Origin of the sequence: Teichococcus aestuarii, assembly GCF_042651065.1 — a bacterium.
GTDB classification, from domain to species: Bacteria; Pseudomonadota; Alphaproteobacteria; order Acetobacterales; family Acetobacteraceae; genus Pseudoroseomonas; species Pseudoroseomonas aestuarii.
The window spans coordinates 1-26,430 of record NZ_JBHSCH010000061.1 but is presented as its reverse complement, the minus strand read 5'-3'; the positions used below and the strand labels follow the sequence as shown (position 1 = coordinate 26,430).

Here is a 26,430-nt window from a genome sequence, read left to right as displayed (position 1 = left end):
CGCAGGCGGTCCTGGCCGGGGCCGCCGCCCTGGCGCGGCGCCTGGCCGAGCGGCTGGGCGACGCGCCCGCCCTGCCGCCGCCGCCCGAGGACCTCTCCGAAGCCGCCGAGGAGCGTGCCCGCCGCAAGGCCGAGCGGCTGGCCAAGGAGCGGGAGGATATGGGCCCGGTCAACCTGCGCGCCGAGCAGGAGATGGCGGAGGTGGACCAGCGCATCGGCGCCATCGATGGCGACCGCGAGGAGATCGGTGCCGCCATCGCCAAGCTGCGCGGCTCGATCGGCCACCTGAACCGCGAGGGGCGGGAGCGGCTGCGCGCCGTGTTCGACCGGGTGGATGCCGAGTTCCGGGCGCTGTTCGGCAAGCTGTTCGGCGGCGGGCGGGCGCATCTGGCGCTGGTCGGCTCGGACGACCCGCTGGAGGCGGGGCTGGAGATCTATGCCGAGCCGCCCGGCAAGAAGCTCGCCACCCTCTCGCTGCTCTCGGGCGGCGAGCAGGCGCTGACGGCGCTCTCCCTGGTCTTCGCGGTGTTCCGCTGCCAGCCGGCGCCGGTCTGCGTGCTGGACGAGGTGGACGCGCCGCTGGACGACGCCAATGTGGAGCGGCTCTGCGGCCTGCTGGAGGCGATGGCCGCCGAATCCGGCACCCGCTTCCTGGTGGTGACGCACCACCCGCTGACCATGGCCCGCATGCACCGCCTCTATGGCGTGACCATGCAGGAGCGTGGCGTCAGCCGGCTGCTCTCCGTGGATCTCGAGGCGGCGGTGGACATGGTGGAAGGCACAAGTTAACGCGTTCTTGAATGAAGGCGGGTAGCTTGCCATCCGGGGGCCTGGAGTGGGCGCCACACCGAAAGGCGAGATCATGCTGCGTCGCGAAGCCCTGTTCCTGGCTCCCGGTCTGCTCGTTCCAGGGCTCCGGCTGGCCGGTAGCGGGTGCGCGCAGGCGCAGGCCGCGGCTCCGGACGGCGCGGTGGAGAGCCGGGTGATCCTCAGCGTCTCCGGGCGGGTGGCCCCGGCCGAAGGCGGAGCGCACCCATTCTCCCTCTCCCGGCTGGAAGCGCTCGGCCTTGTCGCCCTGCGGACCGAGACGCCCTGGACGCAGGGGCCGCAGAACTTCTCCGGCGTGCCGCTGGAACGGCTGCTGGCGGCGGTGCAGGCCGGGGGCGAGACCCTGCGCTGCACCGCCATCAACCGCTACCAGATCGTGGTGCCACGCGAGGACGGCGCGCGGCACGGCGCCGTCCTGGCAACCCGGCTGGATGGCGAGCCGATGCGGGTGCGCGACCGCGGGCCGGTCTGGCTGGTCTATCCGTGGTCGGAGCGGCCGGCGCTGCAGAGGCCGCTCTTCTATGAGCGGTCCATCTGGCAGCTGCGCAGCATCGAGGCGGTGTAGCGGTGCCGCCGCACGCCGGCGGGCCTGCGGCGAAAGGCGGGGCCGGGCAGGGACACACCGGCGGGAGGGGCCTGCTGCGCTGGCTGTGGCAGGGGCGGCGCCTCGTGCGCCTCGGCCTCGGCCTGACGGCGCTGCTGTTCGTCATCTCCCTCGGCGCTTCGCTGGCGCATCTTCCCGGGAAGTACCGGCAGGAAGCCAAGGTCCGGCGCAGCGCTCTCTGGCTGAGCAGCAACGCCGCCCTGGAGGCGGCGCAGTTCGAGAGCAGCCTGCACCGGTACCTGGGCGGCCGGCTGGACGCCGAGCGGCTGGAGGAGCAGTTCGAGGTGCTCTACAGCCGCATCATCCTGCTGCAGAGCGGCGATGGTCCCGAGGAATACGCCAACATGGAACGGCTGCACGCACTGGCGCCGGCCATGCTGCGCGACCTCGACGCCATGGAGGTGGCGTTGCGGGTCCTGATGGCGGGCGACCCTGCGGCGGCGGGGCGGATCGAGCTCACCCTGGCCCGACTCCGGGACCAGCTGCACGACACCAACCGCCACCTGCACCTGGAGCAGCGCCAGGCCGTGGACCATCTGCTCGGCGACCTGCGCGGCCTGAAATGGCTGTTCCTGTTCTGCGCGGTCGGGCTGCTGGTGTCGGTGGCGCTGCTGATCCTGATGCTGGCGCTGGAATCGCGCCGGGCGCACCGGTCCCTGACCAGCGCCCGCGCCGCCATGGCCCGGCAGGCGGAGGCGGAGCGCACGCTGCTCGCGCTGATGAACAGCCTGCCCGCCATGATCAGCGTCTTCGACCCGCAGGGCCGGCACCTCTTCGTCAACGAGGCCTATGCGCGCTTCCACGGCGTCAGCGAGGCGTCGGTGATCGGGCGGCGGCCGGAGGCGCTGGGCCTGCCGCCGGGGGATCTGGAGCGGCTGCCACAGGCGCTGGCCTGCGAAGGCCCGCTGCCCTTCCTGGAGCGGGCGATGACGGACCAGGGCGGGCAGCAGCGCGCCCTGCTCGGCACCGCCGTGGCGGTGGATGACGGCAACGGGGCGCCCGGGCGGGTGGTCTTCGTCTCCCTCGACATCTCCGACCGGAAGATGGCCGAGGAGCGGGTGCGGCACATGGCCGAGCACGACGTGCTGACCGGCCTGCCCAACCGGCTGCTGTTCGGCGAGCGGCTGAACAGGACGCTGGCCCAGGCGCTGGCCGGGGGAGATGGCGGCTTCGCCCTGCACGGCATCGACATCGACAACTTCAAGGCGGTGAATGACAGCCTGGGCCACCCGGCCGGCGACCAGCTGCTGCAGGCCGCGGCCATGCGCATGCTGGGCTGCCTGCGGCCGGGGGACATGCTGGCCCGCATCAGCGGCGACGAGTTCGCGGTGATCCAGCCCGGCGTCCCCGACGCGTCCGAGGCGCGGGAGCTGGCGGCGCGGCTGGTGCGGGCGATGGCCGAGCCCTTCCACCTCGAGGGGCGCCCCCTGCATTCGGGGATCAGCGTCGGCACCGTGCTCGGCCCGGAGCATGGCAGGAGCGCCGCGGTGCTGCAGCAGCGCAGCGACATCGCCCTCTACCGCGCCAAGGCGGAGGGAAGGGGCCGCGCCGTGCTGTTCGACCCGGCCATGGAGGAGGCGCTGCAGGAGCGCCGGCAGCTTGCGCTGGAACTGGCCGAAGCCCTGCGGGCGGAGGCGCTGGCGCTGGTCTACCAGCCGAAATTCTCCATCGCCTCGCTGGGGCCGGTGGGTTGCGAGGCGCTGCTGCGCTGGAACCACCCGGTGCGCGGCCCCATCTCCCCCGCCCGCTTCGTGCCGCTGGCCGAGGAATCCGGCATGGCCGAGGCGCTGGGCCGCTACGTGCTGCGGCAGGCCTGCCGGCAGATCCGGCGCTGGCAGGAGGAGGGGCTGGAGGTGCCGGTGGCGGTCAACCTCTCCGCCAATCTCTTCGCCGGCGAACAGGCGGTGCGGATGGTGGCGGCGGCGCTGGAGGAGGGTGGGGTGCAGCCGCGCCTGCTGGAGATCGAGCTGACGGAAGGCGTCTTCATCCATAGCGCGGAGGCGGCGCAGCTGGCGCTGGAGGCGCTGCACCGGCTGGGCGTGCGCGTGGCGCTGGACGATTTCGGCACCGGCTACTCCTCGCTCGGCTATCTCCAGCACCTGCCCTTCGACGTGCTGAAGGTGGACCGCACCTTCGTGCGGGAGCTGCACCCCGAGAACTGCAACAGCCGCTGGATCGTCGACACCATCCTGCGGCTGGCGCGCGGCCTCGGCGTGCGGGTGGTGGCGGAGGGGGTGGAGACGGCGGAGCAGCTCGCCGTGCTGCGCCAACTGGGCTGCGACGCGGCGCAGGGATTCCTGCTGGGCCGCCCCATGCCGGCGGCCGAGATCGCCGTGCTCTACCGCCGCGGGGCGGTGCCGCGGCCGGTCGAGCTGGCCGGCCGCGATGCGTCATGCCCTTGACACCCCATGAACGCCCCCTTACGAGCCGTCCAGCCTTCCGGCGGGGGGACCGCAGGAGCAAGGGTGAACGAACGCGACGATTTCAACGAGCGCCTGAAGCAGGCCCGGCAACGCCAGGGTCTGGAGAAGGGTGCTGACAAGGCTGGCGGCGAGGGCTCCAACGCCCTTCCCGGCGGCGCGTTGCAGATCGGCATGCGGGCTGGCGTCGAGGTGGTTTCCGCCCTGATCGCCGGCGCCGGGCTCGGTTGGTTGCTTGACCGCTGGCTTGGCAGTTTTCCCTGGCTCTTCATGGTCTTCTTCGTGGTGGGTGGTGTCGCCGGGGTGATGAACGTCTATCGGCTGTTCAACCCCCGGACAGGCGCGCGCAAGTAGCACCGGATACGGGAGAGCCACAGTGGCCGCCGAAGGCAAGACGATCGACGCGCTGAGCCAGTTCGAGCTGACGCACGCCTTCGGGCCCATTGGCGCGGCGGTGAACTTCACCCAGTCAAACGCCCACATGCTGGTGGCGTCTGTGGTGATCGTGCTGGTCATGATTATGGGCATGGCGCCGCGCGCCGTGGTCCCGGGCCGTTTCCAGGCGCTGGCAGAGACCTTCTACGAATTCGTCGAGAACCTCGTCATCGGGCAGGTGGGGCATGAGGGGAAGCGCTACTTCCCCTTCGTCTTCGCCCTGTTCATGTTCGTGCTGTTCGGCAACGTGCTGGGGCTGTTCCCCTACGCCTTCACCTACACCAGCCACATCGCCGTCACCTTCGGCCTGGCTTTCCTGGTGTTCCTGGTGACGACGATCGTCGCGCTGGCGCTGCACGGCAAGAAGTTCTTCGGCTACTTCTTCCCCGAGGGCGCGCCGCTCTGGCTCGCCCCCATCATCGTGCCGGTCGAGGTGGTGTCCTACCTCTCGCGGCCGATCAGCCTTTCCGTCCGTCTGTTCGCCAACATGGTCGCCGGCCACGTGCTGCTGAAGGTGTTCGCCACCTTCGTCGTGCTGCTGGGCGGCCTGGGCATCGTCGGCCCGCTCCTCGCGGTGCTGCCGCTTTCGGTCAACGTCCTCCTGGTCGGGTTCGAACTCCTGGTGGCCTTCCTGCAGGCCTATGTGTTCGCCATCCTCACCAGCATCTATCTGCACGACGCGGTGCACCTGCACTGACGGGGTCAGTCCCCACAAGGGGGCCACGTCTCTACGGGACCCGCGTTTCGCGGACCAACATCAGATCAGCGAAGGGATCACTCTGATGGAAATCGTGCTTGCTGCGAAGGCGATCGGTGCCGGCATCGCCGTCCTCGCCCTGTTCGGCGTCGGCCTGGCGCTGGGCAACATCTTCTCGACGCTGATCGCGTCCGTGGCCCGCAATCCGGCCTCGCGCGACACCGTGTTCCCGATCGGCATCCTGGGCTTCGCCCTGACGGAAGCCGTGGCGCTGTTCGCGCTGCTGATCGCCTTCCTGATCCTGTTCACCTGATCCGGCCGGGGCGCGGCAGCCGCCGCGCCCCACCGAATCCGGGGCGCCAATTGCAGGGAAGCAGATGATGAAGCGGATGACCCTCGCCGGCGTGACGGCCGCGCTCTACAGCCTCGGTGCCCAGGCGATGGCGGCAACCGTGGCGCCCGGCGGTCTTGAGGCACAGTCGGTCGCGGCGGCGGAAGCCTCCGGCGGCGGCATGCCGCAGCTGGATTTCGGCAATCCGCTGATGCTCGCCCAGGTGGTCTGGCTGCTGATCATCTTCGGTGTCCTGTACTACGCGCTGGCCAATATCGCGCTGCCCCGCGTCGCCTCCGTGCTGGATGAGCGCCGCAACCGCATCGAGGGCGACCTCGAGGCCGCCCGCGCCGCCAAGGCCGAGGCCGACGCCGCCATGGAGGCCCACCGGGCCGCCACCGCCCGCGCCCGCGCCGAGAGCCAGACTGCCATCGCCGAGGCCACCCAGTCCGCCCAGGCCGACGCCGCCGCGCGCAGCGCCGCGCTGAACGAGCGCCTGAGCCAGCAGATCGAGGCCGCCGAGGCCCGCATCAACGCCGCCCGCGACACCGCCATGGGCGCGCTGCGCGAGGTGGCCACCGACACGGCGAATGCCCTGGTGCAGCGCCTGTCCGGAATCAAGAACGAGACCGCCGTCTCCGCCGCCGTGCAGCGCGAGCTGGCCACCCAGGGCAAGGCGTAAGGAGCGGGCACGATGCACCACTACGAGCATTTCTGGCTGAACCCGAAGTTCTGGGTTGCCGTCTCCTTCGTCATCTTCGTGGTCCTGCTGGGCCGCATGATCTGGGCGAAGGCGACCGAGGCGCTGGACGCCCGCGCCGCCAAGATCCGCACCGCCCTCGATGAGGCCGCGCGCCTGCGCGCCGAGGCCGAGGCGATGCGCCGCCAGGCGGAGGCCGACCGCGCCGCCGCCCTGGCCGAGGCCGAGACCCTGCTGGCCCGCGCCAAGGCCGATGCCGAGCGCCTCGCCGCCGCGACCGGCGCCGAGGCCGAGGCCGCCGCCAAGCGCCGCGAGCAGATGGCGATGGACCGCATCCAGGCCGCCGAGGCCGGTGCCCTGGCCGAGGTGCGGCAGGCCGCCGCCGCCGTGGCCGCCGCCGCGGCGCGCGAGGTGATCGCCGCCGAGCTGACCGCCGAGGCCGATGCCAAGCTGATCGACAGCGCGGTGGCCGACCTGCCGCGGGCGCTCCGCGCCGCCTGAGCGGCGCCCGGCAGCCACTGTCATGGAGAGGGGGCCGCGAGGCCCCCTTTTTTCATGGCCTCTCCAGGGCCGGGGGGTTTGCCTCGGCTCCCTGGCGGGAGTAACGATCCCGCCCCACCTCGCGGCCCAGGATCTTCCCGCCTTGTCCGATACGCCGTCACCGGTTCGCTTCGTCGCCAAGAACATGCGCCTCGATCTGCGGCTGATCGCGGAGATGATCCCGGCCGGGGCGAAGGTGCTCGACATCGGCTGCGGCGACGGTGCGCTGCTCGAGCACCTGGAGCGCGAGAAGAACGCCGACGCGCGCGGCATCGAGATCGACATGGCGCAGGCCACCGCCGCCGTGGCCCAGGGGCTCGCCGTGATCCATGGCGACGCCGACAACGATCTCGCCTTCTACCCGGACGACGCCTTCGATTATGTCGTGCTCTCCCGCACCATCCACGCGGTGGAGAAGCCGCGCGAGGTGCTGCGGCAGATGCTGCGAATCGGCCGGCACGCCCTCGTCTCCTTCCCGAATTTCGGCCATTGGGAGGTGCGGATGAAGCTGCTGCTCACCGGCCGCATGCCGATGACCGAGACCTGGGGCCGCCCCTGGCACGAGACGCCCAACATCCACCCCTGCACCATCCTCGACTTCATCGATCTGTGCGAGCGGGACGGCTACGCGGTGGAGGAGTGGCTGGCGGTGGACGAGAAGGGCCTGCGGGCGCCGTGGAAGCGCTCGGTGAAGCTGGCCAATTTGTTCGGGGAGCAGGCGCTGTTCCTGCTCAAGAAGAAAGAAGGCTAAGGGTTCTTTTTTGGAAAAAAGAACCAAAAAACTTTTGTCAGTTTAGCGCCAAGCCAAACTGACAAAGTCTTTTTGCTTCTTTTTCTTCAGAGAAAGGCGAATGCCTAGCTCATCGCTCCCCGCGCGGCGATCGGCCAGAGGCACTCCACCCGGCCGTTCCGCACGCCCACGAACCAGTCGTAGCGGTCGATCGTCGGGTCGCAATGCGCCGGCACCAGGCGCAGCTTCTCGCCGAGCTTCGGGCGGGTGCCGCCCTCCACCACCAGGTTGCCGTGCTCGTCCGAGGCGCCGGCGTAGCGCAGGCCGGGGCGCTGCCAGACCTTCGGGAAGCCCGAGTCGGTGGGCGCCGCCTTGTGGCCGGCATCCAGCACCGCCAGCTCCGGCTTCGGCGTGCTCATCACCTGCGAGAGCAGGAACAGCGCGTGGCGGAAGGGCGGCGCCTCCTCGTTGGCGGCGTAGTCCGCGTCCATGAAGGCGTAGGAGCCGGCCTGGATCTCGGTGAAGACGCCGCTCATCGCCTCATGCCGGAAGGTGCCGGTGCCGGCGCCGCCGACGATGGCGCAATCCAGCCCCTGCTGGCGCAGCTGCTCCACGGTGCGCCTGGTGTGCTCCACCGCGCTGCCGATGGCCTCGGCGCGGCCCTCCGGGCTGCGGATGTGCTGGGCGCGGCCGTGATAGGCCTGCAGCCCGCCGAAGATCAGGTGCGGGCTGGCGGCGATGCGCTGCGCCAGGGCCACCGCCTCCGGCCCCGGGGCCACGCCGCAGCGGCCGGCGCCGACATCGATCTCCACCAGCACCGTCATGCGCAGCCCGGCCGCCTCGGCCGCCTGCTCGATCAGCGCGACGCCCGCCGCGTCGTCGGCGCAGAGCGCCACGCGGCTGATGGAGGAGAGGGCGGCCAGACGCGCCAGCTTGCGCGGCGCCACCACCTCGTTGCTCACCAGGATGTCCGGCACGCCGCCCCAGGCCAGGATCTCGGCCTCGGCCACCTTCTGCACGCATTGGCCGACGGCGCCGCGGCGCATCTGCTGCAAGGCCACCACGGGGGATTTGTGCGTCTTGGCGTGCGCCCGTAGCTTTGTGCCGGTCGGCGCCAGAAAGGCCGCCATGGCGTCCAGATTCGCTTCGAACGCGTCGAGGTCGAGGATCAGGGCGGGGGTGTCCACCTCCTCCTCGGGCATGCCAGGCTCGGCGGGGGGGCGTTGCAGCATGGGGCTTCCTCCAAGGCGCGGTGGGCGCGCTTCGATTTGTAACCTTTCGAGCCCTGGCGGGCTTTGGCCTGCTGGGTCACACCGCACCGCAGCACGATCTTTCCGGGCATCTCATGGACCGTTCCACGCCGCAAGGCATCCTGCTCGCCTTCCTGGCCTTTGCCGCATACGCCATCAGTGATGCCTCGGTGAAGCTGCTGCATGGCAGTCTTGGCGCCTATCAGGCCGTGTTCTTCGGCGCGCTCTCCGGCGTGGTGGCGCTGCCGCTGCTGCGGGCGCCCGGCGAGCGGCTGACCGATATCTTCCGCGCCCGCAGCCGGCCGATGTGGCTGCTGCGCGCCGGGGCCGCCTTCACCGGGGCGCTGGGCAGCGTCACCGCCTTCACCCATCTCTCGATGGCCGAGGCCTTCTGCCTGCTGTTCCTGATGCCGACCTTCGTCACCCTGCTCTCGGTGAGCTTCCTGGGTGAGGAGGTGGGCTGGCGGCGCTGGTGTGCCGTCCTCCTGGGCTTCGCCGGCGTGCTGGTGGTGTTGCGGCCCGGCTTCCGCGAGCTGAACATCGGCCATCTCGGCGCCATGGTGGGCGGGCTTTCCGGCGCCGTGACGGTGGTGATGATGCGTGCCCACGGGAAGAGCGAGTCGCGCCTCTCGCTCTATGGCGCCGGGCTGATCGGGCCGGTGGTGGGGTGCGGGCTGCTGATGCTACCGGCCTTCGTCTGGCCCACGCCGGTGCAATGGGCCTTGCTGATGGGCTACGGGCTGCTGATGGCGACGGGAAACATCCTGGTGATGCTGGCCTCGCAGCGCATCCCGGCCAGCCTGGTGGCGCCGGCGCAGTACAGCCAGATGCTCTGGGCCATCGCCTTCGGCTACCTCATCTTCGGCGACCACCTGGAGCCGGTGATGGCACTCGGCGTCGCCATCATCATCCTCTCGGGGTTGATGACCTTCCTGCGCGAGCGGGTGCGCCGGCCGAAGGGCTGGGCTCGCGTACCGCCCGTCCACCCGCAGTAGGGCTCTTCAGGCCGCGCGCCAGCGGGGAACCGCCCAGGCGCGCGCCCAGCGGATGCCGCGCCGGGTCTCCACCCGCAGCGGCACCAGCCGGTAGGGCGGCCCCTCATAGGCGTGCAGTCGCGCCAGGGCCTTCGCCGTGGGCCGGATCAGCAGGCCCTGGACGTGGCCGCCAGGGTCTGGAAGCAGGGTGGGGAAGGGGGTGCCGCGCAGTCTGCCGCGCCGGTAGCCGTGGAGCATGGCGGGAATGGCCCGGCGGTGGAGGGTGCCGTCGCCCGACTGCCTCGCCAGTGTCCTGGCCTCCAGCAGCGTCCCATAGAGGAAGATGCTTCCCCTGATGCCGGTCTCCGGGGAGCGGAGCCCCCCGGAGCAGATCCGTCTGTCCAGGGGGCGGAGCCCCCTGGCCATGCTCTCAGTGCCCGGCGTTCTCACCCGAGAAATCCGGCACGGCGAGGCCGGAGGCCGTCACCTGCTCGGCCAGCAGGGCCTTGAGACGCTCCAGCCCTTCCTCGGTCTTGGCCTCGGCGCGGGCGACGAGCACCGCCTGGGTGTTGGAGGCGCGCAGCAGCCACCAGCCATCCTCGGTCAGCACCCGCACGCCGTCCACGTCCTGCACATTGGCGCCGGAGGCGGCGAGGCGGCCCTTCACCTCCTGGATGACGCCGAACTTGCGCTCATCCGGGCAGTCGAAGCGGAGTTCCGGGGTGTTGATGACCTTGGGCAGCGCGTCGCGCATCTGCGCCAGGCTCTCGCTGGCGCGCGCCACGATGCCGAGCAGGCGGATGGCGGAGTAGGGCGCGTCGTCGAAGCCGTACCACTTGTCGTTGAAGAAGATGTGGCCGGACATCTCGCCCGCCAGCGGCGACTTGGTCTCGGCCATCTTGGCCTTGATCAGCGAGTGGCCGGTCTTCCACATCAGCGGCGTGCCGCCCGCCTTGGCGACCTCGTCGAACAGCACCTGGCTCGCCTTGACGTCGGCGATGATGGTGCCGCCCGGATGGTTCTTCAGCACGTCGCGCGCCAGCACCACCAGGAGCTGGTCGCCGAACAGCATGTTGCCCTCGCCATCCACGGCGCCGATGCGGTCGGCATCGCCATCGAAGGCGATGCCGAGATCGGCGCCCTTGGCCTTCACCTCGGCGATGATCTGCTGGAGGTTCTTCAGCACGGTCGGGTCGGGGTGGTGGTTCGGGAAGTTGCCGTCAATCTCGCCGTTGATGACGGTGTGCTCGCCGGGCAGCTTCGCCACCAGCCGCTTGGTGATCTCGGCGCCGGAGCCGTTGCCCGGGTCCCACACCACCTTCAGCGCGCGGTCGCCGCCGTCATAGTCCTTGAGCAGCCGGGCGATGTAGTCCTCGGACACATCGACGCTGGTGGAGGAGCCGGAGGCCTCGGGCACCACGTCGCCGGCCGCGGCCATGCGGCCGATCTCCTGGATCTGGCTGCCGAAGAAGGGCTTCTTGCCCAGCATCATCTTGAAGCCGTTGTAGTCCGGCGGATTGTGGCTGCCGGTGACCATGACGGCGCCGTCGGCGGAGAGGGAATAGGCGGCGTAGTAGAGCATCGGCGTCGGGCCGCAGCCGATGCGCGCCACTTCGAGGCCGCAGGCGACGAGGCCGGCGACGAGCTGCGCCTCCAGCTCGGGCGAGGAGAGGCGGCCGTCATAGCCCACCGCCACCTTCTTGCCGCCGCCGCGCGCGACGATGCTGCCGAAGCAGCGGCCGATGGCGAAGGCATCCGCGCCGGAGAGGGTTTTGCCGACGATCCCGCGGATGTCGTACTCGCGGAGCGAGGTGGGGTGGAACTCGTGGCGGAAGGCGGTCATCCGGGGATCCTTCTTCAGGGTCGGCCGATGGAGGAATAGTGGAACCCTGCCTCGCGCATGGCGGCGGGGTCCCAGACGTTGCGCAGGTCGCAGATGACGCGGCCGCGCATGGCGGATTTCAGCTTCTTGGGAGCGAGGGCACGGAACTCGTTCCACTCGGTGATCAGCACCAGGGCGTCGGCGGCCTTGACGGCCTCCATCGCGCTGCCGGCGAAGTGCAGCGTATCGGGCAGCACCTGCCGGGCGTGGCCGGCCTGCGGGTCGTAGGCACGCACCGTGGCGCCGGCCGCGATCAGCGCCGGGACAATGACGAGCGAGGGCGCGTCGCGCATGTCGTCCGTCTCGGGCTTGAAGGTCAGGCCCAGCACGGCGATGGTCTTGCCCTCCACCGAGCCGCCGCAGGCGGCGATGACGCGCTCGGCCATCTGCGCCTTGCGCGCCTCGTTGGCGGCGATGGTCTGCTCGACGATGGTGGCGGGCGCGCCGAGCTCCTGCGCGGTGCGGGCCAGCGCCAGCGTGTCCTTCGGGAAGCAGGAGCCGCCATAGCCCGGCCCGGCATGCAGGAACTTGCGGCCGATGCGGCCGTCGAGCCCCATGCCGCGCGCCACGTCGTGCACGTCGGCCCCGGCCTTCTCGCACAGGTCGGCCATCTGGTTGATGAAGGTGATCTTCACCGCCAGGAAGGCGTTGGCGGCGTACTTGATCAGCTCCGCCGTCTCGATCGAGGTCGCCACCACCGGCGTCTCGATCAGGTAGAGCGGGCGGTAGAGCCGCCTCAGCACGGCCAGGGCGCGCTCGGATTCGGTGCCGATCACCACGCGGTCGGGCCGCATGAAATCGCCGATGGCGTTGCCCTCGCGCAGGAACTCGGGGTTGGAGGCGACCTCGATCTCGAGATCCGGGCGGGCAGCGCGGACGATCTCCTTGACCTTGCGGCCGGTGCCCACCGGCACGGTGGACTTCGTCACCACCACCAGGGGCCCCTCGGCCGCCCGGGCCACCTGCTCGGCGGCGGCGAAGACATAGGTGAGGTCGGCATGCCCGTCGCCGCGGCGGGTGGGGGTGCCCACCGCCAGGAACACCGCGTCGGCGCCGCGCACCGCCTGCTTCAGGTCGGTGGTGAAGGTCAGCCGGCCATCGCGCGCATTCTCCTCTACCAGCCGGTCCAGGCCCGGCTCGTAGATCGGGATGCGCCCCGCATGCAGGGCCTCGATCTTCCCCGCATCGGTGTCGACGATGCAGACATCGACACCGAACTCCGCGAAGCAGGCGCCCGAGACGAGGCCGACATAGCCGGCCCCGATCATGGCGATGCGCATCAGCCGGCCTCAGACATACTTCGGCAGGAAGTCGTGCACCGCCTTGGCGATGTCCGGCCGCTGCAAGGCGAAGGCGATCTGCGCCTCGAGGAAGCCCACCTTGTCGCCGCAATCGAAGCGGCGGCCCTCGTAGCGCAGGCCGTGGAAGGGCTGGGTGCCGATGAGCTTGGCCATCGCATCCGTCAGCTGCACCTCGCCGCCGGCCCCCTTCTCCATCTTGGCGAGATGCTCCAGCACCTCCGGCATCAGCACGTAGCGGCCGATGACGGTGAGGTTGGAGGGCGCGTCCTCCACCTTCGGCTTCTCGACGAGGCCCTTGACCGAGACCAGGCGGCCCTTGTCCTCGGCGATGTCCAGCACGCCGTACTTGTTGACGCGCTCCATCGGGACTTCCTCGACGGCCACGACATTGCCGCCGGTCTCCAGATAGGCGTCGGCCAGCTGCTTGGTGCAGGAGGTCTTGCAGAGCATCAGGTCGTCGGGCAGCAGGATCGCGAAGGGATCGTTGCCGATGAAGGCACGGGCACACCAGATGGCGTGGCCGAGGCCCATCGGAACCTGCTGGCGCACGGTGGTGATGCTGCCGGGCATCTGCGCCTGGGCGCGCAGCTCCTCCAGCACATCCAGCTTGCCGCGGCTTTCCAGGGTCTTCTCAAGCTCATAGGCCACGTCGAAATGCTCGACGATGGCGGTCTTGCCGCGGCCGGTGACGAAGCAGAACTGCTCGATGCCGGCGGCGCGCGCCTCCTCGACCGCGTACTGGATCAGCGGCTTGTCGACGACGGGCAGCATCTCCTTGGCCAGGGCCTTGGTGGCCGGCAGGAAACGCGTACCCAGGCCGGCCACGGGCAGCACGGCCTTCTTCAACGGTTTCGTCACTCGGCTGGTCCTCCAGTCTGTGGTCGGTGCATTCGGCCACGGGGCGGTGGCGAAATTCAGGCTGTCCTGGCGCAGCATTGCCACGCCGCAACAGCCGCGGCAATTCATCGGTCAGACGTGATTCCGTGAATTCAACCTAGCAGAAGATCGCGGGCCCTGTTGAGTTGCGCGGCCAGCGCCGCAGAACCGCCACGATCCGGGTGCGCGGCCCGCATCAGCCGCCGGTGCGCGGCGCGGATGGCGGCCGCGTCCGCCCCTTCCTCCAGCCCGAGCAGGGCGAGGGCAGCGGCGCGGTCCATCTCCCCGGGGCCGGCCGCCCGGCCATGCCCGTGCTCCTGGTGGTACGCCGCGCGCCAGTCGGGCCAGGCGCAGTCCAGCCAGTTCTCCAGCAGCGGCACGCTTTCCGGGTCCTGCGCCTCGCATTCGGCCAGCAGGGCCAGCAGCTCGCCCTGTGCCAGCTCCCCCAGCTCCCGCCCCGCGAAGCGGCCCTGCCGCACCCGGCCGGAGAGCGTGCCGCTGGCAAGGTCCAGCCGCATGGCCAGCATGGCGGTGTTGAGGCTGGAAGCCTGCTCGCCCGGCGCCCCGAAGCGCCGCGCCTGCCGCCAGCCGCGCCAGAGCCGCAGCAGCAGCGGCGCCATGGCCAGCAGGGCCGGCACGGCCTGCGCCACCCGCCCGCTGTAGAGCAGCAGCCCGAAGGCGCCGAGGCCCACCACCGCCAGCAGGATGACGGCGGTGCGCTTCACCTGCGCCACGCTGGCGGTGGCGAAGCCCTGCGCCAGCGCCGCCAGCAGCACCAGCAGCGCCAGCGCGCCCAGCAGCCAGGTCATGGCCGCGCCATCACCGGGGCGGGGCCGGAAGCTGTGCCGCCAGGGTGCGGGCGGGGCTGGCCTGCAGCCGCGCCAGCGCCGCCCGCCCGCCGGCGGCGAACACCGCCACGGCGTTCAGCCAGTCCCGCAGCGCGGCGGCGCTGCCGCCATCCAGCCGCCGGTGCGCGCCGCCCGAGAGCTTCGCCACCTGCCGCAGCACTCCGGTGGCCACCGGGTCCTCCCCCTCCTGGAAGACGAAGGCCGGCGTGCCGCGCAGGCCGAGCCGCCCGGCGGCGTGGCAGAGCGCATCCGCCTCCTCCTCCACCGCGTCGCCCACGAAGACCAGGGCGGCCACCTTCTCGCGCGCCGTCTCCGTCTCGGCATGGGCCAGTACGCGGCCGATCTGGGTATGCCCGCCCAGGCAGGAGACGCCGGACATGCGCCGCGCCAGGTCCCGCCCGTCGGTCAGGAAGGGGGTGGCGGCGAACTCGCCGAAGCCGCGGTAATAGGCCAGCTGCACCGCCAGCCCGCCATGCGCGGCGGCGGCCTGGAACATGTCGGCCTGTACGGCGCAGGCGCGGTCCCAGCTCGGCTGGCGGCTGGCCGTGGCGTCGATGGCGAAGATGAGGCGGCCGGGGCGGTGCGTGCCGGCGCGCACCGCCGGCAGGCTCTCCACCTGCTTCAGGAAGGCGCTCACGGCGGCCGAGGCGGGGCGGGCTGGAAGATTCGCCATGCCCCCAAGATGGGGCCTGCCGCGCCGGAAGCGAAGGCATCCGGCGCGGAGAAATCGGCCGCTCAGGCCTGGGTGGCGGCCAGCGCGGTGAGGTTGGCGATGCCGCGCGCGGTCACGCTCGGCACCAGCACGTGGATCGGCTTGTTCATGCCGAGCAGGATGGGGCCGAGCTGCAGCCCGTCCGCCGCCGCCTTGACCAGGTTGTAGGCGATGTTGGCGGCATCGAGGTTGGGCATCACCAGCAGGTTGGCGGAATCGGAGAGCGGGCTGTCGAGCACCGCCTTCTCGCGGATGGCCGGCACCAGCGCGGCGTCGGCGTGCATCTCGCCATCCACCTCCAGATCCGGCGCCTGCGCCTGGATCAGCTTCAGCGCCTCGCGCATCTTGCGGGCCGAGGGCGCGTTGCTGGCGCCGAAGGAGGAGTGGGAGAGCAGCGCCACCTTCGGCGTCAGGCCGAAGGCGCGCACCTGCTCGGCGGCGAGCAGCGTCATCTCCGCCACCTGCTCGGCGCTGGGCTCCACCAGCAGGTGGGTGTCGGCGAAGAACAGCGTGCCGGCGGGCAGGATGACGCCGGTGAGGGCATAGACGCGGCTGGCATCGGCGCGCTTGCCGATGACGTCGTGCGCCTGGTGCCAGTGGCGCATCCACTCGCCCTGGCCGCCGACGATGGCGGCATCGACCTGCCCCGTCTCCAGCAGCAGGGCGGCGGCGACGGTGGGGCGGGTGCGGACGAAGCGCTCGCAGGCATCGGGCGGCACGCCGCGGCGGCCGACCTTGGCGCGGTAGATATCGACCAGCGGCGCGAAGATGGCCGTGTCCTGCTCCGGGTCGAGCAGGCGGACGCTCTCGGCGAGGTCCATGCGCAGGCCCATGGCGCGCACCTTGGCCTCGATGACGGCGCGGCGGCCGATCAGCACCGGCTCGGCCATGCCGTCATCCAGCACGGACTGCACGGCGCGCAGCACGCGCTCATCCTCGCCCTCGCCATAGGCGACGCGCTTCGGCGCCTTGCGGGCGGCGAAGATGACGGGGCGCATCAGGTCGCCCGAGCGGTAGACGAAGCGCTCCAGCGTGTCCCGGTAGGCGGCGAAATCGGCGATGGGGCGGGTCGCCACGCCCGAATCCATGGCGGCGCGCGCCACGGCGGGGGCGATCTCCAGGATCAGCCGGGGGTCGAAGGGCTTGGGGATGATGTAGTCCGCGCCGAACACCGGCGCGGTGCCGCCATAGGCGGCCACCACAACCTCGGAGGCCTCGATGCGGGCGAGGCGGGCGATGGCTTCCACCGCCGCCACCTTCATCGCCTCGTTGATCGTGGTGGCCCCCGCATCCAGCGCGCCGCGGAAGATGAAAGGAAAGCAGAGGACGTTGTTGACCTGGTTGGCGTAGTCCGAGCGGCCGGTGGCGACGATGGCGTCCGGCCGCGCGGCGCGCACCGCCTCGGGCAGGATCTCGGGCTCGGGGTTGGCCAGCGCCAGCACCAGCGGGCGGGGGGCGAGCTTGCCCAGCCACTCCGCCTTCAGCACGCGCGGCGCGGAGAGGCCGAGGAACACGTCCGCCCCTTCCAGCACGTCGGCCAGGACGCGGGCATCGGTCTCGCGCGCGTAGCGGGCCTTGTAGGGGTCCATCAGCTCGGTGCGGCCGGCATGCACCACGCCCTTGATGTCGGTGACCGTGATGTTGTCCCGGCTCGCGCCCATCGCCACCAGCAGGTCGAGGCAGGCGAGCGCCGCGGCGCCGGCGCCGGAGGTGACGATCTTCGCCTCGGCCAGCGTCTTGCCCTGCAGCAGCAGGCCGTTGCGCACAGCGGCGGCGACGATGATGGCGGTGCCGTGCTGGTCGTCGTGGAAGACCGGGATCTTCATCCGCTCCCGCAGGCTCCGCTCGATCTCGAAGCACTCGGGAGCCTTGATGTCCTCCAGGTTGATGGCGCCGAAGGAGGGCTCCAGCACCGCCACCGCGTCGACGAATTTCTGCGGGTCCAGCTCATCGACCTCGAGGTCGATGGAATCGATGCCGGCGAATTTCTTGAAGAGGACGGCCTTGCCTTCCATCACCGGCTTCGAGGCCAGGGCGCCGATGGCGCCGAGGCCGAGCACGGCGGTGCCGTTGGTGATGACCGCGACCATGTTGCCGCGGGTGGTCATCTCATAGGCGGCGCGGGGATCGGCGGCGATGGCCTCGCAGGCGGCGGCGACACCGGGGGAATAGGCGAGCGCGAGGTCGCGCTGCGTGGCCATCCGCTTGGTCGCTTCGACACTGAGCTTCCCAGGGCGCGGCAGGCGGTGGTAGTCCAGCGCGGCCTTGCGGAAATCCTCGTCCATTGGCACCTCCGTGCCCCGGACGATGACGGAGCCGGAGCCTGTCCACAAGGACTGAAACCGGGTGGCAAGCGGGGCGAGCGAGTTAGGAAAAATATGCGGTCGAGAAGATTCGAACTTCCACGGGGTTGCCCCCACCAGCACCTCAAGCTGACGCGTCTACCATTCCGCCACGACCGCGTGTTGGACAGCAACAAGCTGGGGCGGGCATATAGCGGATGATCGCGGAGGCAGCAACAACCCCCATGACGTTTGATGTGGATATTTCGCCCGAAGCTGAAGCCGGCCCGGCGGCCACCGCCGGCCACGCCCCCGAATGGCGCGTGGCCGAGGGACTGACCGACTACCCCGCCGCCCTGGCGGAGATGCAGGCCCATGCCGCCGCCATCCGCGCCGAGGGCGCGCGCGAGCGGGTGTGGCTGGTGGAGCACCCGCCGCTCTACACCGCCGGCACCTCCTCGACGCCGGAGGGGCTGGTCGATGCCCGCTTCCCCGTCTACGCGGCGGGGCGGGGCGGGCAGTGGACCTATCACGGCCCCGGGCAGCGCACCGCCTATGTGATGCTCGACCTCAACCACCCGCATGGCGGCGTGCCGGCGCGCGACATCCGCGCCTATGTGCACGGGCTGGAGGAGTGGATCATCCGCGCCCTGGACCGCTTCAACGTGAAGGGCGAGCGGCGCGAGGGCCGCGTCGGCATCTGGGTGGCGGAGAAGGCGCCGGGCGGCTTCCTGGTGCGGGAGAACAAGATCGCCGCCATCGGCGTGCGCGTCACCCGCTGGGTGAGCTGGCACGGCATCGCGCTGAACGTGGAGCCCGATCTCTCGCATTTCGGCGGCATCGTGCCCTGCGGCATCCGCCAGCATGGCGTCACCAGCCTCGCCGCGCTCGGCCTGCCGGTCACCATGGCGGAGGCGGACAGCGCGCTGAAGGCCAGTTGGCAGGACGTTTTCGGCGGCGGGGCCGTGGCTTGAGCGGAACTTTACCTCAAATGGGGGATATTGCGCACTAGAATCGAGATTAATATGGGGCCTTACTGGGCTGTTCGGAGTTGGTGGCTGTTATGCTCGGCCGGAATGAAGTTCATGAAATCAAGAGTATATCGCTTGTTCTAGTTCTGGCTTCCGCGGTGCGTCGTCTCCTGGCCCCTTCCGCGACCCGCATCGCTCCCGTCCCTGCTGTCTTCGTTCCGGGCGGATGGTTCGCCGCAGCCTGATGCGCGGCCAGCCGCTTGCCGGGCGGCGCCCGCCGCGCCTCCAGCCAGGACCCTCCATGCCCATCGCTCCCTTGTATCCGCCTGATGTTCCCGCCATCGAGGGCCTGGTCGCCGAGCTGCTGAACCGGATCGGGTGCGGCGCCGCCCTGCTGCGGGCCGACGGGGCCGTCCTGCTGACCAACGCGCATCTGAACGCGATGCTCGGAGATGGCCTGCTGCTGCGGGAGGACCGGCTGGTGGCCGCCGCCCCGCGCAGCCAGGGGGCGCTGGACAGCATGCTGGCCATGCCGGACGTGCACGCCGGCACGGCATGGGAGACGAATTTCCTCGCCCTGCCGCAGCCTTCGGGCCTGCGGCCGCTGCTGTTGCGCGCCTGCCGCCTTCCGCCTGGCACCGTGCTGCCCGGCCAGCGTGGCGAGCAGGAGCGGGTGGCGACCTTGCTGCTCGTCTTCATGCCGGAGCAGGACCTGCCGAGCCCCGAACTGCCCCTGCGCATGATGGGGCTGACGGCGGCCGAGGCACGGCTGGCCGCGCAGGTCGGGCGTGGCGTGACGCCGGAGGAGGCCAGCCGGCAGCTCGGCATCACGGTGGGCACGGCGCGCTATGTGCTGAAGGTCGTCTTCGGCAAGCTCGGCGTCTCGCGGCAGAGCCGGCTCGCCCTCCTCACCGCCAGGCTGGCGGCGATGTCGGGGGGAGAATAGCGCCCGGCTGCCCGGCTCCGCCCCCCTTCCAGGCTGCGCCCAGGGGCGCGGCGCGTTGCGGCTTCCCCTTCATCATGCGATCATCGGATGAGTGCGGGAAGAGGAAAAACCGGGAATGTCAGCGAAGGCAGGGATGGGGCTGGGCGTGTCCATGGGCCGGGAGGCCGGGCTGTGAGCGCCGCGCTGGAACAGCAGGCCGCGACGCCGCGCTACCCCGCCATGGCCCTGGTCGGGTCCGCCGCCGCGCTCTTCGCTGCCGCCGGCGTGCCGGCGGACAAGGCCAGGGTGATGGCCGAGGTGCTGGTCGAGTCCGACCTGATGGGCCACATCACCCACGGCCTCGGCCTACTGCCCAAGTACATGGACGACGTCGTCGCCGGCGTGATGACGCTGGAGGGCGAGCCGGCGGTGCTTTCCGACCGTGGCGCCTGCCTGACCTGGGATGGCCGTGGCCTGCCGGGCGGCTGGCTGACCATGAAGGCGCTGGACATCGCCATGGAGCGGGTGAAGACCCATGGCACGGTGTCCATCGCCATCGGCAACAGCCACCATATCGGCTGCCTCGCCGTCTATCCGGCGAAGGCGGCGGCGCGCGGGCTGCTCTGCATCCTGCACAGCTCCGCCCCCGGCACGGCGAGCGTGGCGCCCTTCGGCGCCCGCCAGGGCGTGCTGGCGCCGGACCCGATGGCGGCCGGCTTCCCCACCGGCGGCACCCCCGTGGTGCTCGACATCAGCGCCTCCATCACCACCAACAACATGAGCCTGCGGCTGATCCGCGAGGGCAAGCGCTTCCCGCACCAATGGCTGCTGGACGCCGAGGGCAACCCGAGCGACGATCCCAACGTGGTGTTCCAGGGCGGCGCCATCCAGCCGGCCGGCGGGCTGGACCACGGCCAGAAGGGCTATGGCTGGGCCCTGCTGACCGAGGCGCTGACCCAGGGCCTGCCGGGCCATGGCCGCGCCGACGGCGCCCGCAACATGATGGCCGGCGTGTTCCTGCAGGTGATCGACCCCGAGGCCTTCGCCGGCCTGTCCGCCTTCGAGCGGCAGACCGGCCACACCGCCGCCGCCTGCCGCGCCGCGGCGCCGCGCCCCGGCATCGGCCGCGTGCGGCTGCCGGGCGAGAAGGGGCTGGCGCACCGCGACGATGCGCTGGAGCAGGGCGTGCCGCTGGCGCCCGGCATCATGGAGGGGTTGCGCCCGCTGGCCGAGCGGCACGGCGTCGCCCTGCCGGAGCCGCTGCCGGCCTGAGACGCGCCCGCCGGCCGATACGAACCAAGAAAAACGTCCAAGGAAGCCTGCCCCATGTCCCTCATCGACCTGAGCGCCAAGCGCCTGAACGGCCCCGTCATCCGCCTGCACCCGAATGACAACGTGGTGGTGGCGCGCATCCCCGTCGAGGCGGGCACCTCCATCCCCGGCGAGAACATCGTGGCGCGGGAGGCGGTGCAGGCGGGCTACAAGATCGCCACCCGGCACCTGCGCAAGGGCGAGCCGATCCTCAAGTACAACGTCACCATCGGCTTCGCGGCGGAGGACATGCCGGCCGGCACCATGCTGCACGGCCACAACATCACCTTCACCGAGTTCGACCGCGACTACGCCTTCTGCCAGGACTACGAGCCGCTGCAGATGGTGCCGGAGGCGGAGCGCGCCACCTTCCAGGGCATCGTCCGCGCCGATGGGCGCGTCGGCACCCGCAACTACATCGGCATCGTCTCCACGGTGAACTGCTCGGCCACCGTGGTGCAGAACATCGCCGACCACTTCACCAGCGAGCGCCTGGCGGAGTTCCCCAATGTCGACGGCGTCGCCGCCTTCACGCACCAGACCGGCTGCGGCATGGAGCTCTCCGGCGAGCCGATGCAGCTGCTGCGTCGCACGCTCGCGGGCTATATCCGCCACCCCAACATCGCCGCCGTGCTGGTCATCGGCCTGGGCTGCGAGCGCAACCAGATCACCGGGCTGATGCAGGAGCACGGCCTCGCCGCCAGCGACAAGCTGCGCCACTTCACCATGCAGGAGACGGGCGGCACCCGGAAGAGCATCGAGGCCGGCATCGCCGCGGTGCGCGAGATGCTGGTGGAAGCCAATCAGGTCACGCGGCAGACCGTGCCGGCCAGCCACATCATGGTGGGGCTGCAATGCGGCGGCTCGGACGGCTTCTCCTCCATCACCGCCAACCCGGCCCTCGGCCACGCCATGGACATCCTGACGCGCCATGGCGGCACCGCCATCCTCTCCGAGACGCCGGAGATCTACGGCGTGGAGCACACGCTGACGCGCCGCGCCGCCAACCGCGCCGTGGGCGAGAAGCTGATCGAGCGCATCCGCTGGTGGAAGGATGAGTACGCCGCCGGGCGCGACACCCAGATCAACGGCGTGGTCAGCCCCGGCAACCAGGCCGGCGGGCTCGCCAACATCTTCGAGAAGTCGCTCGGCTCCTCGATGAAGGGCGGCACCGGACCGCTGATGGAAGTCTACAAATACGCCGAGCCGGTGACGACGCCGGGCTTCGTCTTCATGGACAGCCCGGGCTTCGACCCGGTCTCCGCCACCGGGCAGGTGGCGGGCGGCGCCAATGTCATCTGCTTCACCACCGGGCGTGGCTCGATGTTCGGCTGCAAGCCGGCGCCCTCCATCAAGCTCGCCACCAACACGCCCATGTTCCGCCGGCTGGAGGAGGACATGGACATCAATTGCGGCGAGATCCTCGACGGCACCGCCTCGCTCCAGGAAATGGGGCAGAAGATCTTCGAGCACATCCTGCGCGTCGCCTCGGGCGAGAAGAGCAAGAGCGAAGATCTCGGCCTCGGCAAGCACGAGTTCGTGCCGTGGCAGATCGGCATCATGGGGTGACAGGGGAGGAAAGGCCGGGGGAAGGAATTCCCCCGGACCCCCATCTTTTTTCTGTCAGTTCGATGCGGCCTCGACCGTGCGCCAGATCAGGTCGAGGTCCTCGGGGCGGGCGAGGCGGTGGTCGCCATCCTTCACCAGCGTCACCCGCACATCCTCCGATACCAGCCGCGCGGCGATCTCGGGCGCCACCCGCCAGGGCACCTCGTTGTCGCGCATCCCGTGCAGCAGCCGCACCGGGCGCTCCACCGGGATGGGGCCGCCCATCAGCAGGTGGTTCCTTCCGTCCTCGATCAGCCGGCGCGTGATCGGCACCGGCGGGCCATAGGGGCTGGGCAGCTCCAGCACGCCCTCGCGCAGGATGGCGGCGCGCTGCTCCTCGCTGAAATGCGGCCACATCAGCGTCTCGGTGAAGTCCGGCGCGGCGGCGATGCCGACCAGCGCGTGCAGCCGCTCCGGCATCCGCCGCGCCATCAGCAGCGCGATCCAGCCGCCCATCGAGGAACCCACCAGCACCTGCGGCCCCTCGGTGAGCGCGGCGATGACCTCCGCCGCATCCGCCGCCCAGTCGCCGATGCAGCCCGCCGCGAAGTCGCCATCGCTGACGCCATGCCCGGCATAGTCGAAGCGCAGGAAGGCGCGCCCGGTGGCGGCGCAGCGCTCGCGCAGGTGCAGCGCCTTGCCCCCCTCCATGTCCGAGCGGAAGCCGGCCAGGAACACCACGCCGGGGCCGCGCCCGGGCAGCCGCGCCCAGGCCAGCTCCTCGCCCCGCGCGTTGCGCAGGCGCCCGGTTTCTTCCCGCGCGAGGCTCATGCGCGCGGCAGCCCCCGCTGCGCCAGGTTGCGCATCAGCGCGCCGAGGCCGAAGCGCCAGGGCGGGCAGGCATCGGTGCGGTCGACGATGTTCACCAGCGCGCCGAGGCGCGGGCTGGCGATGCGCACCACGTCGCCCACATGGTGGGTGAAGCCCATGCCGGCGGCGTCGCGGTCCTTGCTGGGCGAGAAGGGCGTGCCCAGGAACAGCGCCGCGCCGTCCGGATACTGGTGGTGCGGGTTCACCAGCTGGTCCACCAGCTCGGTGGGGTCGCGGCTGATGCTGCCCACCGGGCCGGTCTCGGCCAGGTGGAAGCCCTCCGGGCCGGTGATCTCCAGCGCGATCTCGGCGTTGCGGATGTCCTCCAGCGTGAAGCCGGCATCGAACAGGCGGATGGCCGGGCCGAGCGCGCAGGCGGCGTTGTTGTCCTTGGCGCGGCCGAGCAGCAGGGCGGAGCGGCCCTCCACGTCGCGCAGGTTCACGTCGTTGCCGAGGGTGGCGCCCAGGATGGTGCCGCGCGGGCTGATCGCCAGCACCACCTCCGGCTCCGGGTTGTTCCAGGCGGAGGCGGGGTGGATGCCGATATGCGCGCCCGAGCCCACCGCCGAGAGCGGCTGCCCCTTGGTGAACACCTCGGCGTCCGGCCCGATGCCCACCTCCAGGTACTGGCTCCACCAGCCACGGGCCAGCAGGTTCTCCTTGAGGCGCATCGCCTCCGGGCTGCCGGGGCGCAGCGCGGTGAGGTCCTCGCCGATGATGGCGCGGAACTCGGCGCGCACGCCCTCGGCCTGGGTGGCGTCGCCGCGGCAGCGCTCCTCGATCACGCGCTCGATCATCGAGCGCACATAGGTCACGCCGCAGGCCTTCAGCGCCTGCAGGTCGAAGGGCGCCAGCAGCCGGGCCGGGCCGCCGCCGGCCAGCAGGGCGGGCATGTCGATCACCACCGGCTCGCCGCGCGCCGCGATGGCGCCGATCGGGTCCTCGGCCGCTAGCCAGGCGCTGACGGTGCCGAAGGCGGGCGTCATGTCGAAGGCCTGGCCGCCGGCCAGGGCGATGGCCTGCGGGCCGTCGGCGCCCTCGATGCGCAGCGCGAAATGGCCTTCGCGCCAATCCTCGGGCAATGCCGTCGCGGTCTTGTTCATGCCAGTCCTCCCGTTGAGCCGGTGCGGCTTTGGTAAAGCCTTCCGCGCGCCCTGGCCACGGGGGAGAGCATGTCATTTCAGCGCGGGCAGCGCCTCCAGCAGCGCGGCGTGGAAGCGCGCCGGGTCCTGGATCTGCGGCGAGTGGCCGAGATCCTCGAAGCGCAGCAGCCGCGCGCCGGGGATGGCGTCGGCGGTGCGGCGGCCGAGCGTCTGGTAGTCGCCCAGGCGGCGGCGCACCTCCGGCGGCGCGGCGGCCTTGCCGATGGCGGTGTTGTCCCGCTCGCCGATCACCAGCAGCGTCGGCACCCGGATCAGCGGGAAGTGCTGCACCACCGGCTGGGTGAACACCATGTCGCTGGCCTGCGCCTGGTTGCGCAGCACCGCCTCGCGCCCCGGCCCGGCATAGAGCCCCGCCTGCATCTCCACCCAGCGGTCGTAGCGCGCCTCCCACTGGCCGGCGTAGTAGGTGTCGCGCTGGTAGGCGCGGATGCTGTCGGGAGTGGTGCGCTGCTCGGCCGCCAGCCATTCGTCGATGGTCTGGTGCGGCACGCCCATCGCCTCCCAGTCCTCGAGGCCGATCGGGTTGACCATCACCAGCGCCTCGGTCTCCTTCGGGTGCATCAGCGCGTAGCGCGCGGCCAGCATGCCGCCCATGGAATGGCCCATCACCACCGGGCGGCGGATTCCCAGCTCGGTGAGCAGCGCATGGGTGTTGGCGGCGAGCTGGTGCAGGCTGAACTGGTAGCCCTCCGGCTTGGCGGAGCGGCAGAAGCCGATCTGGTCTGGCACCACCACGCGCCAGCCGGCGCCGCGCAGCGCGTCGATCATCCCCTCCCAGGTGGCGCCGCAGAAATTCTTGCCGTGCAGCAGCACGATGGCGCGGCCGTTCGGGCGCTCGGGCTGGATGTCCATGTAGGCCATGGGCAGCGCCTGGCCCTGGCTGCGCAGCGTGAATTCCTGCACCGGGTGGGGGTAGTCGAACCCCTCCAGCCGGGCGCCGTAGCGCGGGCCTTCCGCCGTGCCCTGCGCCAGGGCGGCGGGCGGGGCCGACGCGGCGCCGAGGCCGAGCAGCAGGGTGAGCAGGGGAAGGGTCGCGCGCATCCGCATCCTTGGTCTTCTCCTCGGTCTTGCCCGGCAGCCTCGGGGTCGCCCCGGGATGTGGGGTGCGGCGTGACGGGCGGCGCCTCACTTTGCCGCCAGTGCCCTGCCGCCGCCCCGCGCTGCTGACAGCCGCCCGCCCAGGCGCTAATGCCGCGCCCATGACCGCCGACCGCGCCCCCGCCGTGCTTCAGGTGCTGCCCGCCCTCAAGGCCGGCGGCGTGGAGCGCGGCACCATCGAGATTGCCGAGGCGCTGGCGCGGGCCGGATTCCGGCCCCTGGTGGCCTCGGCCGGCGGGCGGCTGGTGCCGCAGCTGGAGGCGGTGGGCGCCCGCCACGTCACCCTGCCGCTGGACCGCAAGTCGCCCGCCGCGCTGCTGGCCAACGCCGGCGCGCTGCGGCGGCTGGTCGTGGCCGAGGGGGTGCGCATCGTCCATGCGCGCAGCCGCTTCCCGGCCTGGTCGGCGCTGTGGGCGGCGCGGCGGGCCGGTGCCCACTTCGTCACCACCTATCACGGCACCTACAATGAGGGCTTCCCCGGCAAGAGGCTGTACAACGGGGTGATGGCGCGCGGCGAGCGGGTCATCGCCATCAGCGATTTCATCGCGGCGCTGGTGCGGGCGCGGCACGGCGTGGGCGAGGACCGGCTGAGGGTCATCCCGCGCGGGGTGGATGTGCGGCGCTTCGACCCCGCGGCGGTGGCGCCCGCGCGGGTGGCCGCGCTGCGCGCCGCCTGGGGCGTGCCGGAAGGCCGGCCCGTGCTGCTGCTGCCCGCCCGTATCAGCCGCTGGAAGGGGCAGGGGGTGCTGCTGGAGGCGCTGGCGCGGCTGCCCGCGCCGCGCCCCTTCGCCATCCTGGCCGGCGACCCCGGGCGCGGCGCCTATGATGCCGAACTGCGCGGCCGCCTCGCCGCGCTCGGCCTCGCGGGCGACGCGGTGCTGCCCGGCCCCGGCGACGACATGCCCGCCGCCCTGCTGCTGGCCGACATCGTGCTGCACGCCTCGACCGACGCGGAAGCCTTCGGCCGCACCGTCATCGAGGCGCAGGCCATGGCGCGGCCGGTGATCGCGGCCGATCTCGGCGGCCCGCGCGAGACGGTGCAGGAGGGCGAGACCGGCTGGCGCGTGCCGCCCGGCGACACGGCGGCGCTGGCCGCCGCCATCGGCCGCGCGCTGGCCCTGCCGGCCGGGGCGGC

General features: G+C 71.4%; 25 protein-coding genes, 1 tRNA gene and 1 pseudogene. 15 read left to right on the top strand and 12 right to left on the bottom strand.

Features of this window, described 5'->3' with window-relative positions; all coding sequences use genetic code 11:
• From ACFOY6_RS19020 to metW, 9 genes and pseudogenes are all read left to right on the top strand, one after another.
• Nucleotides 1-788, top strand: a pseudogene (locus tag ACFOY6_RS19020) (chromosome segregation protein SMC); the annotation flags it as partial.
• A 73-nt stretch (nt 789-861) separates the two neighbouring features.
• The gene (locus ACFOY6_RS19015) at nt 862-1,392 is read left to right on the top strand and encodes an oxidoreductase (protein ID WP_146201936.1); all 531 of its coding nucleotides are present in this window, start codon (nt 862-864) and stop codon (nt 1,390-1,392) included.
• A 2-nt stretch (nt 1,393-1,394) separates the two neighbouring features.
• Nucleotides 1,395-3,833, top strand: a complete 2,439-nt coding sequence (locus tag ACFOY6_RS19010) for a putative bifunctional diguanylate cyclase/phosphodiesterase (protein WP_379651946.1) — start codon at nt 1,395-1,397, stop codon at nt 3,831-3,833.
• 63 nt (nt 3,834-3,896) lie between these two features.
• Nucleotides 3,897-4,205 carry an AtpZ/AtpI family protein gene (locus ACFOY6_RS19005; RefSeq protein ID WP_109518258.1) on the top strand — a complete coding sequence of 103 codons (309 nt, stop codon included), beginning with the start codon at nt 3,897-3,899 and terminating at the stop codon, nt 4,203-4,205.
• A 22-nt stretch (nt 4,206-4,227) separates the two neighbouring features.
• Nucleotides 4,228-4,983: a F0F1 ATP synthase subunit A gene (locus ACFOY6_RS19000; RefSeq protein WP_109518259.1), complete on the top strand. Its 756-nt coding sequence runs from the start codon at nt 4,228-4,230 to the stop codon at nt 4,981-4,983.
• A gap of 85 nt (nt 4,984-5,068) precedes the next feature.
• A complete protein-coding gene (locus ACFOY6_RS18995) occupies nt 5,069-5,296 on the top strand; it encodes an ATP synthase subunit C family protein (protein WP_076959667.1) in 228 nt (75 codons plus the stop codon).
• Between the two features lie 67 nt (nt 5,297-5,363).
• Nucleotides 5,364-5,996, top strand: coding sequence for a F0F1 ATP synthase subunit B family protein (locus ACFOY6_RS18990; RefSeq protein WP_245906549.1), 633 nt, complete (start codon nt 5,364-5,366; stop codon nt 5,994-5,996).
• 12 nt (nt 5,997-6,008) lie between these two features.
• The gene (locus tag ACFOY6_RS18985; protein ID WP_379651945.1) at nt 6,009-6,515 is read left to right on the top strand and encodes a F0F1 ATP synthase subunit B family protein; all 507 of its coding nucleotides are present in this window, start codon (nt 6,009-6,011) and stop codon (nt 6,513-6,515) included.
• A 184-nt stretch (nt 6,516-6,699) separates the two neighbouring features.
• Nucleotides 6,700-7,305, top strand: a complete 606-nt coding sequence (gene metW / locus ACFOY6_RS18980; protein WP_109518327.1) for a methionine biosynthesis protein MetW — start codon at nt 6,700-6,702, stop codon at nt 7,303-7,305.
• A 104-nt stretch (nt 7,306-7,409) separates the two neighbouring features.
• On the opposite strand, the gene ACFOY6_RS18975 is transcribed toward metW, so the two are convergent.
• Nucleotides 7,410-8,516, bottom strand: a complete 1,107-nt coding sequence (locus ACFOY6_RS18975; RefSeq protein WP_109518261.1) for a DSD1 family PLP-dependent enzyme — start codon at nt 8,514-8,516, stop codon at nt 7,410-7,412.
• 113 nt (nt 8,517-8,629) lie between these two features.
• Between ACFOY6_RS18975 and ACFOY6_RS18970 the strand changes: the two genes are divergently transcribed.
• Nucleotides 8,630-9,529, top strand: a complete 900-nt coding sequence (locus ACFOY6_RS18970; protein ID WP_379635266.1) for a DMT family transporter — start codon at nt 8,630-8,632, stop codon at nt 9,527-9,529.
• A 6-nt stretch (nt 9,530-9,535) separates the two neighbouring features.
• On the opposite strand, the gene ACFOY6_RS18965 is transcribed toward ACFOY6_RS18970, so the two are convergent.
• From ACFOY6_RS18965 to ACFOY6_RS18930, 8 genes are all read right to left on the bottom strand, one after another.
• Nucleotides 9,536-9,934 carry a gamma-glutamylcyclotransferase family protein gene (locus ACFOY6_RS18965; RefSeq protein WP_379651944.1) on the bottom strand — a complete coding sequence of 133 codons (399 nt, stop codon included), beginning with the start codon at nt 9,932-9,934 and terminating at the stop codon, nt 9,536-9,538.
• Between the two features lie 4 nt (nt 9,935-9,938).
• Nucleotides 9,939-11,351 (bottom strand): phosphoglucomutase/phosphomannomutase PgmG, encoded by a 1,413-nt coding sequence (gene pgmG, locus ACFOY6_RS18960; protein ID WP_379651943.1) that lies wholly within the window; start codon nt 11,349-11,351, stop codon nt 9,939-9,941.
• Between the two features lie 14 nt (nt 11,352-11,365).
• Nucleotides 11,366-12,670, bottom strand: a complete 1,305-nt coding sequence (locus tag ACFOY6_RS18955) for a UDP-glucose dehydrogenase family protein (RefSeq protein ID WP_109518265.1) — start codon at nt 12,668-12,670, stop codon at nt 11,366-11,368.
• 9 nt (nt 12,671-12,679) lie between these two features.
• A complete protein-coding gene (galU, locus tag ACFOY6_RS18950) occupies nt 12,680-13,549 on the bottom strand; it encodes a UTP--glucose-1-phosphate uridylyltransferase GalU (RefSeq protein WP_109518266.1) in 870 nt (289 codons plus the stop codon).
• A gap of 131 nt (nt 13,550-13,680) precedes the next feature.
• A complete protein-coding gene (locus tag ACFOY6_RS18945) occupies nt 13,681-14,376 on the bottom strand; it encodes a J domain-containing protein (protein ID WP_379635263.1) in 696 nt (231 codons plus the stop codon).
• A 10-nt stretch (nt 14,377-14,386) separates the two neighbouring features.
• Nucleotides 14,387-15,088: a VWA domain-containing protein gene (locus tag ACFOY6_RS18940; protein WP_379651942.1), complete on the bottom strand. Its 702-nt coding sequence runs from the start codon at nt 15,086-15,088 to the stop codon at nt 14,387-14,389.
• A 62-nt stretch (nt 15,089-15,150) separates the two neighbouring features.
• Nucleotides 15,151-17,412: an NADP-dependent malic enzyme gene (locus tag ACFOY6_RS18935; protein ID WP_379651941.1), complete on the bottom strand. Its 2,262-nt coding sequence runs from the start codon at nt 17,410-17,412 to the stop codon at nt 15,151-15,153.
• Between the two features lie 94 nt (nt 17,413-17,506).
• Nucleotides 17,507-17,589: transfer RNA gene (locus ACFOY6_RS18930), tRNA-Leu, on the bottom strand.
• A 65-nt stretch (nt 17,590-17,654) separates the two neighbouring features.
• Here ACFOY6_RS18930 and lipB point away from each other — a divergent pair.
• The 4 genes from lipB (at nt 17,655) to ACFOY6_RS18910 (ending at nt 22,185) form a co-directional block, all read left to right on the top strand.
• Nucleotides 17,655-18,383: a lipoyl(octanoyl) transferase LipB gene (lipB, locus tag ACFOY6_RS18925; protein ID WP_379635257.1), complete on the top strand. Its 729-nt coding sequence runs from the start codon at nt 17,655-17,657 to the stop codon at nt 18,381-18,383.
• A gap of 298 nt (nt 18,384-18,681) precedes the next feature.
• Nucleotides 18,682-19,326, top strand: coding sequence for a helix-turn-helix transcriptional regulator (locus tag ACFOY6_RS18920; protein ID WP_379651940.1), 645 nt, complete (start codon nt 18,682-18,684; stop codon nt 19,324-19,326).
• Between the two features lie 171 nt (nt 19,327-19,497).
• The gene (locus ACFOY6_RS18915; protein ID WP_379651939.1) at nt 19,498-20,577 is read left to right on the top strand and encodes an Ldh family oxidoreductase; all 1,080 of its coding nucleotides are present in this window, start codon (nt 19,498-19,500) and stop codon (nt 20,575-20,577) included.
• Between the two features lie 54 nt (nt 20,578-20,631).
• Nucleotides 20,632-22,185 carry a UxaA family hydrolase gene (locus ACFOY6_RS18910; protein ID WP_109518273.1) on the top strand — a complete coding sequence of 518 codons (1,554 nt, stop codon included), beginning with the start codon at nt 20,632-20,634 and terminating at the stop codon, nt 22,183-22,185.
• A gap of 54 nt (nt 22,186-22,239) precedes the next feature.
• On the opposite strand, the gene ACFOY6_RS18905 is transcribed toward ACFOY6_RS18910, so the two are convergent.
• The 3 genes from ACFOY6_RS18905 to ACFOY6_RS18895 all read right to left on the bottom strand — a co-directional run bounded on the left by ACFOY6_RS18905 (nt 22,240) and on the right by ACFOY6_RS18895 (nt 25,244).
• Nucleotides 22,240-22,995, bottom strand: a complete 756-nt coding sequence (locus ACFOY6_RS18905) for an alpha/beta hydrolase (protein WP_379651938.1) — start codon at nt 22,993-22,995, stop codon at nt 22,240-22,242.
• Entirely contained in the window at nt 22,992-24,137 is a 1,146-nt protein-coding gene (locus tag ACFOY6_RS18900) for a fumarylacetoacetate hydrolase family protein (RefSeq protein ID WP_379651937.1), read from the bottom strand. Before ACFOY6_RS18900 ends, ACFOY6_RS18905 begins: the two co-directional genes overlap by 4 nt.
• Nucleotides 24,138-24,209: 72 nt before the next feature.
• Nucleotides 24,210-25,244 (bottom strand): alpha/beta fold hydrolase, encoded by a 1,035-nt coding sequence (locus ACFOY6_RS18895; RefSeq protein ID WP_379651936.1) that lies wholly within the window; start codon nt 25,242-25,244, stop codon nt 24,210-24,212.
• Nucleotides 25,245-25,396: 152 nt separating this feature from the next.
• Here ACFOY6_RS18895 and ACFOY6_RS18890 point away from each other — a divergent pair.
• Nucleotides 25,397-26,430: glycosyltransferase family 4 protein (locus ACFOY6_RS18890; protein ID WP_379651935.1), on the top strand; the 1,034-nt coding region annotated here is incomplete at its 3' end.